The organism is Paenibacillus pini JCM 16418, assembly GCF_000576305.1.
Lineage (GTDB): Bacteria > Bacillota > Bacilli > Paenibacillales > Paenibacillaceae > Paenibacillus_AQ > Paenibacillus_AQ pini.
Genome location: NZ_BAVZ01000039.1, coordinates 1 through 11,648, shown reverse-complemented (window position 1 = coordinate 11,648; position 11,648 = coordinate 1). Strand labels below are relative to the sequence as shown.

General features: G+C 33.4%; 20 protein-coding genes and 1 pseudogene. 5 read left to right on the top strand and 16 right to left on the bottom strand.

The features are described 5' to 3' along the window. Positions 1–165: 165 nt before the first annotated feature. Positions 166–543: a hypothetical protein gene (locus JCM16418_RS22815; RefSeq protein WP_148298901.1), complete on the bottom strand. Its 378-nt coding sequence runs from the start codon at positions 541–543 to the stop codon at positions 166–168. Between the two features lie 109 nt (positions 544–652). Beyond that, the gene (locus JCM16418_RS25150; protein WP_156327249.1) at positions 653–808 is read right to left on the bottom strand and encodes a hypothetical protein; all 156 of its coding nucleotides are present in this window, start codon (positions 806–808) and stop codon (positions 653–655) included. Between the two features lie 60 nt (positions 809–868). Here JCM16418_RS25150 and JCM16418_RS22805 point away from each other — a divergent pair, with 60 nt between their 5' ends. The 5 genes from JCM16418_RS22805 to JCM16418_RS22780 all read left to right on the top strand — a co-directional run bounded on the left by JCM16418_RS22805 (position 869) and on the right by JCM16418_RS22780 (position 5,514). After that, entirely contained in the window at positions 869–2,308 is a 1,440-nt protein-coding gene (locus JCM16418_RS22805) for a hypothetical protein (protein WP_148298900.1), read from the top strand. A 10-nt stretch (positions 2,309–2,318) separates the two neighbouring features. Further along, a complete protein-coding gene (locus JCM16418_RS22800; RefSeq protein WP_036653622.1) occupies positions 2,319–3,470 on the top strand; it encodes a hypothetical protein in 1,152 nt (383 codons plus the stop codon). Then, positions 3,442–4,104: an FtsK/SpoIIIE domain-containing protein gene (locus JCM16418_RS22795; protein WP_036653620.1), complete on the top strand. Its 663-nt coding sequence runs from the start codon at positions 3,442–3,444 to the stop codon at positions 4,102–4,104. Before JCM16418_RS22800 ends, JCM16418_RS22795 begins: the two co-directional genes overlap by 29 nt. Then, a complete protein-coding gene (locus JCM16418_RS22790) occupies positions 4,089–4,604 on the top strand; it encodes a hypothetical protein (RefSeq protein ID WP_036653618.1) in 516 nt (171 codons plus the stop codon). The genes JCM16418_RS22795 and JCM16418_RS22790 overlap by 16 nt, the downstream gene beginning before the upstream one ends. Positions 4,605–5,001: 397 nt before the next feature. After that, positions 5,002–5,514 carry an RsfA family transcriptional regulator gene (locus JCM16418_RS22780; protein WP_052020725.1) on the top strand — a complete coding sequence of 171 codons (513 nt, stop codon included), beginning with the start codon at positions 5,002–5,004 and terminating at the stop codon, positions 5,512–5,514. Positions 5,515–5,577: 63 nt separating this feature from the next. Here JCM16418_RS22780 and JCM16418_RS22775 read toward each other — a convergent pair whose 3' ends face one another. From JCM16418_RS22775 to JCM16418_RS25135, 14 genes and pseudogenes are all read right to left on the bottom strand, one after another. Then, positions 5,578–5,907, bottom strand: coding sequence for a DUF2500 domain-containing protein (locus tag JCM16418_RS22775; RefSeq protein WP_052020723.1), 330 nt, complete (start codon positions 5,905–5,907; stop codon positions 5,578–5,580). Between the two features lie 20 nt (positions 5,908–5,927). Continuing rightward, positions 5,928–6,059, bottom strand: a complete 132-nt coding sequence (locus tag JCM16418_RS26490; protein WP_256203077.1) for a hypothetical protein — start codon at positions 6,057–6,059, stop codon at positions 5,928–5,930. 42 nt (positions 6,060–6,101) lie between these two features. Beyond that, the gene (locus JCM16418_RS26165) at positions 6,102–6,374 is read right to left on the bottom strand and encodes a cyclic-phosphate processing receiver domain-containing protein (RefSeq protein ID WP_373280740.1); all 273 of its coding nucleotides are present in this window, start codon (positions 6,372–6,374) and stop codon (positions 6,102–6,104) included. Between the two features lie 131 nt (positions 6,375–6,505). Continuing rightward, on the bottom strand, positions 6,506–7,036 hold the full coding sequence (locus JCM16418_RS22770) for a DUF4145 domain-containing protein (RefSeq protein ID WP_036653614.1): 531 nt from the start codon (positions 7,034–7,036) through the stop codon (positions 6,506–6,508). Positions 7,037–7,086: 50 nt separating this feature from the next. Then, positions 7,087–8,481, bottom strand: coding sequence for a hypothetical protein (locus JCM16418_RS22765; protein ID WP_036653612.1), 1,395 nt, complete (start codon positions 8,479–8,481; stop codon positions 7,087–7,089). 44 nt (positions 8,482–8,525) lie between these two features. Beyond that, positions 8,526–8,798, bottom strand: a complete 273-nt coding sequence (locus tag JCM16418_RS22760) for an RDAC family protein (protein WP_036653611.1) — start codon at positions 8,796–8,798, stop codon at positions 8,526–8,528. A gap of 28 nt (positions 8,799–8,826) precedes the next feature. Continuing rightward, the gene (locus tag JCM16418_RS25145) at positions 8,827–8,994 is read right to left on the bottom strand and encodes a hypothetical protein (RefSeq protein ID WP_156327248.1); all 168 of its coding nucleotides are present in this window, start codon (positions 8,992–8,994) and stop codon (positions 8,827–8,829) included. A 91-nt stretch (positions 8,995–9,085) separates the two neighbouring features. Then, positions 9,086–9,196, bottom strand: a pseudogene (locus tag JCM16418_RS24810) (YolD-like family protein); the annotation flags it as partial. Positions 9,197–9,270: 74 nt separating this feature from the next. Next, entirely contained in the window at positions 9,271–10,071 is an 801-nt protein-coding gene (locus JCM16418_RS22750) for a DUF262 domain-containing protein (protein ID WP_242403956.1), read from the bottom strand. Positions 10,072–10,115: 44 nt separating this feature from the next. Beyond that, the gene (locus tag JCM16418_RS22745; RefSeq protein ID WP_036653607.1) at positions 10,116–10,334 is read right to left on the bottom strand and encodes a hypothetical protein; all 219 of its coding nucleotides are present in this window, start codon (positions 10,332–10,334) and stop codon (positions 10,116–10,118) included. 310 nt (positions 10,335–10,644) lie between these two features. Further along, positions 10,645–10,782 (bottom strand): hypothetical protein, encoded by a 138-nt coding sequence (locus JCM16418_RS25140; RefSeq protein ID WP_156327247.1) that lies wholly within the window; start codon positions 10,780–10,782, stop codon positions 10,645–10,647. Between the two features lie 30 nt (positions 10,783–10,812). Continuing rightward, complete coding sequence (locus tag JCM16418_RS22735; protein WP_036653603.1) at positions 10,813–11,034, bottom strand: hypothetical protein; 222 nt, start codon at positions 11,032–11,034, stop codon at positions 10,813–10,815. A gap of 38 nt (positions 11,035–11,072) precedes the next feature. Beyond that, entirely contained in the window at positions 11,073–11,363 is a 291-nt protein-coding gene (locus JCM16418_RS22730) for a hypothetical protein (RefSeq protein WP_036653601.1), read from the bottom strand. A gap of 61 nt (positions 11,364–11,424) precedes the next feature. After that, on the bottom strand, positions 11,425–11,571 hold the full coding sequence (locus JCM16418_RS25135; RefSeq protein ID WP_156327246.1) for a hypothetical protein: 147 nt from the start codon (positions 11,569–11,571) through the stop codon (positions 11,425–11,427). Between the last annotated feature and the right edge of the window lie 77 nt (positions 11,572–11,648).

Below are 11,648 nucleotides of genomic sequence, written 5' to 3'. Positions count from 1 at the left end.
GGATATATTAATTCCTACTATTCATGAAGCAGAACAATACAATTTTAAGAAAAGCGAAGAAAATCAAGCGGTTTGATTCGTATTTCCGTCTTTCCCAACTTCCCAATACATCAAACAACCATAAATAAGAGCAATTTGATAACGTAATATGGGAAAGATGGATCTTTAACTTTGATCTGTCGAAAGAATCTGGTATTCCTTTAATAGTTCTATTAGCTCTTTTAACTTCTGCCTACTCACACCTGTACGTTCTAATATTCTTGATTCGTAAAATTCAAAGTGGATTTCCCATTCTGGTTTTTCATATTTCCAATTATCCCAAATGCTCATTAATACACCTCTTTTTATTTTATATTTTCTCATGAAGGGATGTGTCTTATACATGTTAACGGTAACAACTATGGGAGTTATTGTTTTAGGGATGAAATGTGGTGTCGCTATATTTTCTACCGTCGGAGTTGCTTCAGGATTCAACTGGTTTAACAAAAAGATTTTCTCAACTAAGAAAGGTGGGTCTTTACACCATGAAGGTGACTCTAACAACGAAAGATTCAACCGTAGAGACATTTAATAAGATCATCGATATGAATTTATCCTTATGGAGTAATAATAATTCTGATTTTTTCGACAAATTGAACAAGGAGGTGATTTCTCACCCAAAGCAAGCCAAGCGACTAAAGAAGGCTCTTTTCTCAATCCATACAACGTTACTATTAACATTGGCAACAAGCACAGTTTCCCACGCAAATCCAGCAACACCAGCCAATCCTGTTCCGCGAGAACTGGCAGACTCATTATTGATAGTCATGGGAGTTATAGCAGCTCTAGGAGTGGCAACAGCTATAATAACATTAATGATATCGGGAATGTGGAAAATGTTATTCGGCAAGAGCCGTTCAGACGAGTGGACAATTCAAATAATAAAGGGATTGGCACAAGTGGTTGCAGCTCCCATAGTAGTAGCTCTAATAGTGGCAGTGTTTACACTTCTCTTCTCAAATGTGTCGGCATTTCAACCAATACAAAACCCTATCACAACATTCTTCCATCATTAAATCATAAAATGATGTTGTTCGGTGTGATTCCAACAAGAGAAATCACTAAGCAAATTTTTGATAAAGAAGGAGTGATACCAAAACTTATTAATAATCAAACAGTTAAAGAAAACTTAATTAACAATCTAATACCATCTCTCCCATCTCCTAGTGACTGGCTAGGTATAAAAGACAAAGTAAACAAAATTGCGCTTGAAATGCATAAGCAAGCCTTATTAACTCCTGATCCACTAGATGATAAAATTGATTATCTACAGTACATGTACAACTATGCGGATGGTGCTCTCATAACTAAGTTTATGCCTGATTGGTTTAAGGACATCATTATATATTTACTGGCATCATTTAATCAAATAACTCATTTTTCTGTTCAATTTATCTTCAAACACATCTACAAATTTGTAACTGAAATAGTCCTCTATACGCCTGAATGGATATTCGGTAATGACTGGTTTCCTACTGCTGTTTCTAATTATTCCATGTTTAGTATTGCATGTATAATCATTATAGCTATGGTTGAAGGCATTAAACGAATGTGTAAGTTGAGTCACACAAAATTCAGAAACACGCTAAGAAAACTTCCACTCGCATTAGTTGTAACAGCAGCTACTCCATTCTTGTTTGTCAATGGAGTAAAAGTATTAAACAGATTAACGAAGTTGATTCTAAACTTGTCATCAACAACTATCGCTCTAGGTAGCCCTTCTATTTTTGCAACCTCTATTGTATTCGAGCCCTTAAATATATTAATTATGTTCATGTTTCTAATTATTACAACCATTTTATGTGTACCATTAATATTATTCCATGCTAGACGGTGGTTTAACTTTACTGTACTAGGTATGCTTACTCCATTAGCTATGAGTGCAAGTCTGTTCGAATCAACACATGACTACTTTCAACTTTGGCTAAGAAATATTAAAAACCTTTCTTTTGTTCAAATTGCCTATGCGATATTCATTTCCATTTTAGGTTTACTGATGTTTGCTACACCTAACCCAGTTACTTTTACTGGAGTATTCTCTAAAACCCTTTTAATGATTGGAGGCATACACTGTCTAGCCTTTCCGCCACAATTGATCAAACGTTTTGATAGCGGAGGCGTAGGATTTGCGAAATCCGCTAAACAAATGAAAGAATATACTAATGAAAAGATTGTTAACGCTTCAAAGTATAAAGATAACGGCAAAGAGATCTTAATTAAAACTGCATCTATTGCAGGAAAAGGAATACGTTTCTTATTTAAAAAGTGAGGACAAAAAAATGATTATCAAACAAATCATGCCGAAAGGAAAAAAGGTGCCTGAACTTAGTTTATACGAATTGAAAGGAATTAATTTAGAAACAGCAAAGTCCTATCTTTCATACCTTCCTGAAACTGATAGGACATTGGGAATTGAGGTAATTGTACAAAAAGAATCGATTGACACGAGTTTTTTCATCGAATCTCACCGAACAGATTTAGATTTAAAAAGTGTTAACCGTGATGATAGTGTGATTAATGTTGCAGTTGATTACTTCTCATGTCAACAAATGAAATCATCTATCTTCCCCTTTCGCCTACTCCAAGAACCCATCTGGAACAACATAGATACCATTCTTAAAGACGAGGAACAGATCCAAATTCAACTCTTATTTCTGAAAAAACCACAAAAACGAATACTTGATGCTTTATGGACTCAATATGAAGATTACGTTAATGGAGTTGAAATGCCTACAAACAATCCGATTATACGTTCTATACAAAATCAGATATTAGAGACTATGAGAAAAATCGAAGGTGGATATCGTAAACATGCAAGATTACAGGAAACAGAAAACAAACTAAATGAAGATTTATTCTTATTCGAATTAAGGTTCTCAATCGCTTCTGAGTCAAATAGCCGTAGAGAACATTTATTAAATAAGGTAAAAGAAATATTTCAGTATATAAATTTTATAAATTCTTGGTCAATAACAAAAGAACTGGATAAAAATTCATTTTCAGAACACATGCGACTAAGGAGATTTTCATTATTTAAAAAAATGCAATATCTATCTGTGTCAGAAATTGCTGGCTTCTTTTTAACTGAGATAGATAAAATTCAAAATCAATCAATTTCAACAAATTCAGAAACCATTGAGAAACCTGAACCGTCAATAACAGATAATAATCCCTTCTCAATTTTTCCTTACGGAGATAAAAGGGAATACGAAAATGATTTTAAAATTGCAACTCAAATTAATAAAGCTCTACGTAAATTATCTCTTACTCAAGCTGATGAGGTAATTATTCAAAAAATACAGCAAGGATCTACTGTCAAACGGATTACTTTTTCCCTTCCTGAAGGTATTAAAGCTAACCACTCTCAAAAATCATATAGCAGATATACAAACCGAACTAGCATTGAACGACATCTCTATAGTACAAGGTAATAGCGCTGGAACAGCAATACTAACTATCCCCCAAGAGGAAAGAATAGCAGTATTTGTTAGAGATTGTGTTGAGGATGCTGAGTTTAAAAAGTTCGTTAAAGAAGCTCATCTCCCCATTTTGATCGGACAAAGTGAAACTGGCGAAGTTATCTTTGTAGACCTTATTAATGTTAAACATTTGCTAACCGCAGGAAGTACAGGATCAGGTAAGAGTGTTTTTTTTAACAGTGTACTAACTATATTATTGACAATGGTTAGTCCAACAGTCTTACAGGTCATCATGATTGATCCCAAGATGGTGGAATTACAAGTCTTCGAAAGATATCCTCATGTTCAAAAAGTTTATACGGACATGGATGAAGTAGAAGACGTGCTGTCCTATCTGTGTGAAAAAATGGATGAGCGTTACGGAGTGTTAAAAGAAAAGAATTACAAAAACATTCAACAGCATAACCGAAACGAACCTGTGAAATTACCTTATATAGTCTTAGTTATTGACGAGCTAGCTGATTTAATAATGACTAACCCAGAAAATGAAGATTATATTGTTCGCTTAGCTCAAAAAGCGAGAGCTGCTGGCATACATCTTATCATGCAACACAGCGACCAATTAAAGAAGTGGTTACTGGACTGATAAAGGCGAATATATACTCAAGAGTTTGTTTTGCTTGTGATAGTGGGATCAGCTATAGGGTTGCCTTAGATGAGAACCCTTCCTTCAATCTCCTCGGTAAAGGTGATGGCGTATATAGATTTGAGGGAATACAAGGATTACACCGTTTTCAAGGTGCTTTAATTGCTAAAACTGAAGAAGAGCAAGATAAGATTATTGAAACATTATCAACACATTGGAAAGTGAAAACAAATAAGGAATTAATCGACCTAGAAGCCTCTAAACGAAATAAAAAAATAAAGGAATTAAATGGTTTTAAGAAACTCGTATTACAGACTGGCGAAACAAGAATAACTGAGTTGCAAAAGATTCTTAGCGTACGCAATGAAAAAGTTAAAGAGTTAATGAACAATCTTATTGAAATAGGATGGGTAAAACAGCATAAATCTAGGTCTAAGGGATTTGAACTTTTATTAAGTGATGAAGAAAGGAAAAAAGCTTTGGAAGGAATTGGTGAATGAGTGTGATAATAAAAATACAAGGAATACCTATCGATGAGGTTGTAAAAGAAGGAGTGAATATAGACTTTGATTTTGTTGATATATACCAACTAGTTCATGTTCCCATAAACATGGGAGTCGAAATACATGGACATCATTGGTTTGACTTAGACCTAAATTGTTTTAATGTTCCCTATCATGCTTACCATATAATTGAACCCCATATTAATACGTTTCTAGAGAAGTTGTTTTAAGGAGTCTTGAATGGCTCCTTCTTTTTTTGTGCGATAAGTACTAGTCCACACCTCATATCTTTCCCTCACAGATAAAACTAATATTTCATGAATACTTTTCACTTATTCTGGATAAAAATAAATTTAAGAGTATATGAATAGAACATATTATTGGAGGTATTTATATGGTTAGACAAGATAGTTGGACACCTGAAGATGACTTGTGCTTATCTACAACTGTACTAGATTATATTAAAAGTGGTGGCACACAATTAACTGCCTTTGAAATTGTAGGAGAAAAAACAAATCGAACTCCTGCTGCATGCGGTTTTCGCTGGAATTCTAATTTAAGAAAAATGTATGCTTCTGAAATAAAAGAGGCAAAATTAAACCGTACACTTCTTAAATCTCAGAAAAAGGTTCATTCGAAATCAACTCATAGATATATAACGAATTCGGTATCCTCTAATAGTGTAATTGGCTTAGAAGACATCATAAACTCTCTAATGCAATTTAAAGAACAATTTGAAGATATGCGAAAAACCATTATGTATCTAAATAATAAAAATGAAGAGCTAGAACAAAAAAGCAGTAAGGATCATAACGATACGACAACGGATGATATGCGCAGCTTACTTGAAATTATGAAACGAGCAGAGAAATTAGGCCTTATGAACAGAGAAAAACCTGCCATTTAAGGCAGGCTTTTTTATCTTAAACACATTAAATGAAATAAATAATAAAGAAAATATATAATGATTTCAAATAACCCTTTCAATTTCAACTCTAGTGCCTTGTACTGTAAGTATGGCTTTATCTCCGACTATAATTAAACCATACTCACTAGGTCTGACATAGACTTCCTGCCTACTATGATCATCAAATTCGCAAGTTAAATAATGATAATTACTCAGACTACTATCATTTGATCCTCCATGAGCTTCTGTGCGCTTATCCACTATCGTACAGTTTCTTTTTATAAGAGGTAACTTACCATTTTTCATATCTGCATTAGTTATTAGTAATATAACAAGAAAGATAACTAGCGCGACAACAACAACTATTCCTATTAGTACATATATTAATGTCATAACTACTCTCCAATTTCATTCTATTTCGCTTTCAGCTCCAATGTTCTAACAGCCTCGTCATATGTATCTGTAATACCGATTCTAATAGATTTGTTGCCCTTTTCATTCATACAACTATTGCAATACTTTTCAGTATCCTTTACTTCGATCATATTTTTTCACCACCTGAATTTTGATTAAAACTTGCATTTCATTTACTCGCCAGAATATATATTCTTAGTAATCGGATAATAATAGATCTCTATATTCTCGTTGATAAAGCCTCTTCGCTGCGCAGCTAAAAGCGTTTCATACATATTCTTACGCCCAACAGGATTGTCAGTATGTATGTAAATCTTATTTACTTTCAGACCATGTTCACAAAAATACTTAACCAGATCATACCCATTGGGAAGCTCTTTCCCTTCCTCATCTTCACCTAAATCATGATCTAGAGTTAGAATGTTAACCTCTTTATTTTTGAGTATCTTGATAGCTTCTTTGTAGGTTCTAGCAACAACAAATCCATCTGGCAGTCTCGAAGATCGTCCACATAAAGATTAATATGTTCAGTCATAGATTACCTCATTCCGTATACAAAACATGTCTTCGATCAATTTCATTTCTCTAAAGATTGAAACAAGGAGTTTATTTCCTCTATAATTTGAATAACAGTGTCATAGGCAGCCAATCCCCGTTGTGATTGCATGGATGGATGAAACGATATATTTCTTAGTTCTCTAATTGCGTCATATTGAACTTTCTTCTCATGTGGAATATTCCCACTATTTATAAGTTTTTGAATCATGTCAGAAAGCTGAAGTCTTTTATTTCCTTTTGAGCTAAAGTTAGTTTCGTAAATTTTTTCATGAACTCTAGCTATTGCTGCTTCTAATGCTTTATAAGATTGCTCTTGTGCAAGAGTAAAAAAAGTCCAATATAAATACCCATATGCATATAATGCCTTAGATACCTCAATCAAATCTTTAATGTCATCAGGAACCAATTCATCAACTGTAATTTTATCAACAAAATTAAGAATATCGACTTCTGTTATTGCCCATTGTTCTCCTGTCTCAAAATTCACTGCTCCGAAGTTTTTAATTATATCATCCGGTTTAAAGTAATTTTCAGCGGTTATGTTCTTCATATGCTTACCTCTATCCTCTTACGAGATAATAAAATAGCCATTTTATTCGCTTATTTATACTTAAGATTATTGCTTATATTCGAAACTTTCGATACTTTACCATCAACAATATAAACTGTTGAGAAATCATATCCAAGACCTTGTGAGTTATATGAATCGGGAGTTCCCATAACTGCAACTACGTCTTCAATAGTAGAACCAATAGAAAAAGGCATCGCTCCTTCGACTTTCTCTCCCAACTTCACATTAAAATGATCATTACCTATAATTGACCACCCTTTGATCCTTCCATTATCATCAAAATATACTGAAGAAAAACCGTAACTAAATGAATTTCTTTGATATGTAGTCGGTGTACCTGCTGCATTAATAACTTGTTTTCTTGAAGAGCCAAGAGTGAATGATTTTGTGTTATCCACCTTATCACCTATAAACACTTTTAAAGTGTTTCCTATATTTGACCACCCTGATACTTTGTTATTTGAAAAATATACGCTTGAAAAATCATAATTAAAAATTGTAATTGTTTTGCTTTCAGGTTCACCCATAATAAATATCACTTCATCCATAGTGGAACCAATTCCAAAGAAACCATCTTTAGCTTCAAATACTTCAGGTTGTGATTTAGGATTAATTTTAGCATCAACATCTTTTGTTGAAATAGGATTATGTGTCACTGAATTTGTAGAGACATTACTAATGCTCTTATTCGATGGTATCTTTATTGAATTTCCACCAATAGAACTTGTTGCATTTTGCTGAGAAGAACTAGATGAATCTTGACCACTCTTCCCACCATTCCCAAAGCCAGATTGAGCCGAACCATCCTCAACTTGATCTTGGTCAGATACAGATTTAAGTATTGAATTCCCTCTATAAATGCCACCTTGACCAAAAGTGTTATTATGTCCTGATGTCGATACTGTCAGATGGTTTGGTTTGTTTTCACTTAGATAATTAGCCCAAACAAGAAAGACTATCAAAAAGACCCACCAAATGCTAAATGCACCAGCTATGATTATTCCAATTGTATTCCCGATTTTTTCAATCATGACACTGAATCTTGGCTTTTCAGGCAACTCTTGATCAAGCAAGTGAATCTGCCTCTTATAATCAACATGAGTATAATCCCCATACAAACTTCGCTCAGCATTTCTTTTAATCTCAAGAGGATACCTTTTCGCTCCGACCTTGAGCATCAGATTTTTGAAATCTTCACTCACAGGAACATAGTCAAGAAGATTTTCTGGTTTTTGTTCAGATAACTCAAGAAAATGTTTTATTGAATTGTTACGTGCCATAGCATAAAACACTGATTCTTTTATTTCTCGCGGCGATCTTCTATTGATAACTGTTAATCGTATCAGTTCTTCATTTCTTATCATTTCTTGTTCCATCGCTTTAAACATGTCATATCTTGCAAGTTCTTTTAGGTCGTAATCCAAATTAATCACCTTCCAAGAAGCGCATATATAATAAAACAGTCATTTCATCCAATAACCCAAAAGGTTGATCTTGTGTTATTTACGCTTACCTGATTATTAATATTATGATAATTTTTTAAGTAGTCATTTAAAATTTCGTAAAATTCATCAGTTACATAAGGTGTACAGTTTTCTCCATTAAATTTATCCGCAATAAACTTAACATAGCCACAACTCCCCTTAAACTCAACGGTTAAGATACTATTATGTTCGGCTAATACTTTATTGAAGCCAGTTGTCATTTCTTCATTTAATAAATGCTCCGCCATTCTTTTCATACTCATTTTCTCCTTTTATATCAAATAGTTATTTTAAAGTAATTTCTTCTATTCTTTTTGTCAGCAGTTCTTTGTAATAGATAAGTTCAGAAACTTCACCTGTAAACTTAGGATAGATGACATCTATTTTTTCTTGAGTAATATTCATCTCGTTTTTAAGAACCTGTACATCATTGCAATTTTTAATATCAATCATTGTTATCGCTCCTCTAATGATAATTTATTGTTAATTTCGCTATTCTTATGATATGTACTCTACTTATACGAAAGTCCATTTTGTCAATTTATCCCCGAACAGTCTCTTCTAAGACCCTATATGCCTCTGTTAGTTGTTTGCCGATTTCTTCTAATACAAATTCATCCCTTGTCGGTCTTTTAGCTACTTTCAATTCTGCCATAACAAAAAACCCCTGATGTCAACTAATTATGATATTAACTATATATGAAATCGTTGTTTTACGCACTCTCAACTTTATGCTGATTGCTTATCTACAACCAAGATACCTTGTAGTATTTCAATCCCCTTCTTTACACTGCTTGCTGAAGCACTCTTGTTGCTTGTTGTAGCCTTATAAAGAGATCCAGAAGGCTGCGAAGCTATATAGGATGAAATTATATGTCCAAATACTTCAGGTCTATCTGTGGCCTCTACAGACGCTCCAGTAATGCGTACTACATCAGCTTTCTTTAGTGATTTCTTGACAACCTTATCTTCTACTTCTTCATAAGCAGCAGACAGAAAATTAAATACTGATTCAATTAATGATTTTTCCCCATCTGTTAATCCATTCACTCTTAAATCTAAAGCTAAACTAAGTAATGATTTACCACCGACCTCATAGCTTCTTCCTGTTATAACTGAAATCATTTGTAGGATCAATTCTTGATCTTTAAACCCTTCCTTTTGTTTTTCTGTGAATTCTACTTTTTTCATGAACGCTGTTTCTAAAAGATTGTTGATGTAATCAAGTATATCTGTTCCCAATACAGAGCGAATAATTTCAATTGGCGATAATGGAACTCCGCTGTTAAGTCGTTTGAACAATTGATCTCTTTGGTCTACTGTTAAGTTTTCAAATTGATATGCATTAATATATTGCATTTCAATCAACTCTCTAAATTCTTCCGGTAATTCTAAGAATTCCATGCCTGTTATATCTACGCCGTATACAACACATTTAGTGAGTTTCCATCCATTCTGGATGAAAGAAACCAGTCTATTAATTCGCTGTTTTCCATCCAAAAGCCACAACGATTTATCAGCAGACTTCATAACGTAAACAGGAGGGATAGGATATCCCAATAGAATTGACTCAATCAATAAGTTCCTTGCATATCGTCCCATTTAAAATTACGTTGAATAACAAGATCAAAACGAAGTTTCATTCGTGAAAGTTGTTTGACGCTAAACGGCTGCGAAGGTTGTTTTGCAATTCTGTCACGCTCAATTAACTCAGCTAGAGTAAGTCCCACCTCATTATCATTTATCTCTTCAATTTCTTTAACTTCATCAATAACCAATTCCATTTGCACCATTTTGTATCCCTCCTTATATTGTTTAAATTCAGATATTTTATTGGTATCTTGCCATTTCCCTTAATGGTACGAATTCGCCCATTATAGTTATGATATATGGCACTCTATCTATTACAACGCCTTTCATATTAATAGCGTTTTTATGAGCCTTACAATCATCTAGGATCGATTGGAATGTGTTCCTGTCAGTGTTGTCTATCTCTTTATGTAGAGTCTGTAAATAGGGCTTAGAATCGCTGTAATCGGATAGTTTCGGATATGATGAAAAAAACATGTTTTATTCCTCCTTATATAAGTGTAAACTAAACAATTATTTCATTTGCCTTTTAAGTAAATTTTTTATGTATTCAATTCTCATATAATGTGCAGGATGAGCATGGCTAGGAAGTTCCTTTATGCAGATATCTAATGTAAACAGTAGCTCTTCGAGTGTAGGGTGATTTTCCATTGTGTTCTTACCTCCTCATAGGATAGTTCATTACCTTATCTCTTTTACATCATTGCGATATACTGTGACACGCCTGTTATTACCAAGTGTAAGAAAGTACGACTCATTTTCCACTAAAAATTCTTCAACCGATTCTAGGGTATGAAGATTTCCACCACGATTGGGATAGTTTTTATAAATTTTACCGTTATTAAGTTCTATTTCAAAAACCTTCAAACCAAATTTTTCAAAGATAAATTTATTCTTTCTCATAGCAATTTTCACCCCTTTGAAATGGTCATATTATTTACTTAAGAAAACGAATACGTTACGACATTATTTTTCTGATAGCACTCTTTTATAGCTTCATGCAGTCTAATATTGAAATATCCATATCCAAGTAGTGGCATTTTTTCTTTTACTCCAATAGCCAATTTAACATCGTGTCTTGCTTTTTCGATAATATGATTCATAACATCATTACCGTCTCCCATTTCAAAACAATCATCGAACGCTCTGGAGAAGCTGCAGTTGTTTTTGAGCATATTTACAGCTATAGTTGCACGTTGTTTTGCGTTCTTTGCTCTAATCGCCATTGACATAATAATCACCCCATATTTTTTAATTTTCAAATTTGGTTAAAAGTATTATATTAATCGTATGTTAGACATCAATAAATGATATAACACCAGTTTCTTTACATTCTTTTTCAAACTCTTCTTTTATATAGTCCTCATTAAATTCACTGGAGCAAACACCATTTTCGTAGAGCCAGTCTGTATACAATTTTTCCATTTTCATCACTTCCATTTTTATATTTTACTTCTGCTTAATAAACAATTATTCTCTATTTGCTTTACTTATTTTTGATTTACAATTTATCGGAA

Excerpts from the sequence above, each read along its gene's own strand:
- JCM16418_RS25145 (WP_156327248.1), bottom strand. The coding sequence starts at position 8,994 with ATGATTGATATTAAAAATTGCAATGATGTACAGGTTCTTAAAAACGAG.
- JCM16418_RS22735 (WP_036653603.1), bottom strand. The coding sequence starts at position 11,034 with ATGAGAAAGAATAAATTTATCTTTGAAAAATTTGGTTTGAAGGTTTTT.
- JCM16418_RS25150 (WP_156327249.1), bottom strand. The coding sequence starts at position 808 with ATGACTATCAATAATGAGTCTGCCAGTTCTCGCGGAACAGGATTGGCT.
- JCM16418_RS22750 (WP_242403956.1), bottom strand. The coding sequence starts at position 10,071 with ATGAAGTCTGCTGATAAATCGTTGTGGCTTTTGGATGGAAAACAGCGA.
- JCM16418_RS25135 (WP_156327246.1), bottom strand. The coding sequence starts at position 11,571 with ATGGAAGTGATGAAAATGGAAAAATTGTATACAGACTGGCTCTACGAA.
- JCM16418_RS22770 (WP_036653614.1), bottom strand. The coding sequence starts at position 7,036 with ATGAAGAACATAACCGCTGAAAATTACTTTAAACCGGATGATATAATT.
- JCM16418_RS22745 (WP_036653607.1), bottom strand. The coding sequence starts at position 10,334 with ATGGTGCAAATGGAATTGGTTATTGATGAAGTTAAAGAAATTGAAGAG.
- JCM16418_RS26490 (WP_256203077.1), bottom strand. The coding sequence starts at position 6,059 with ATGATCGAAGTAAAGGATACTGAAAAGTATTGCAATAGTTGTATGAAT.
- JCM16418_RS22760 (WP_036653611.1), bottom strand. The coding sequence starts at position 8,798 with ATGAAAAGAATGGCGGAGCATTTATTAAATGAAGAAATGACAACTGGC.
- JCM16418_RS25140 (WP_156327247.1), bottom strand. The coding sequence starts at position 10,782 with ATGGAAAATCACCCTACACTCGAAGAGCTACTGTTTACATTAGATATC.
- JCM16418_RS22780 (WP_052020725.1), top strand. The coding sequence starts at position 5,002 with ATGGTTAGACAAGATAGTTGGACACCTGAAGATGACTTGTGCTTATCT.
- JCM16418_RS22730 (WP_036653601.1), bottom strand. The coding sequence starts at position 11,363 with ATGTCAATGGCGATTAGAGCAAAGAACGCAAAACAACGTGCAACTATA.
- JCM16418_RS22800 (WP_036653622.1), top strand. The coding sequence starts at position 2,319 with ATGATTATCAAACAAATCATGCCGAAAGGAAAAAAGGTGCCTGAACTT.
- JCM16418_RS22775 (WP_052020723.1), bottom strand. The coding sequence starts at position 5,907 with ATGACATTAATATATGTACTAATAGGAATAGTTGTTGTTGTCGCGCTA.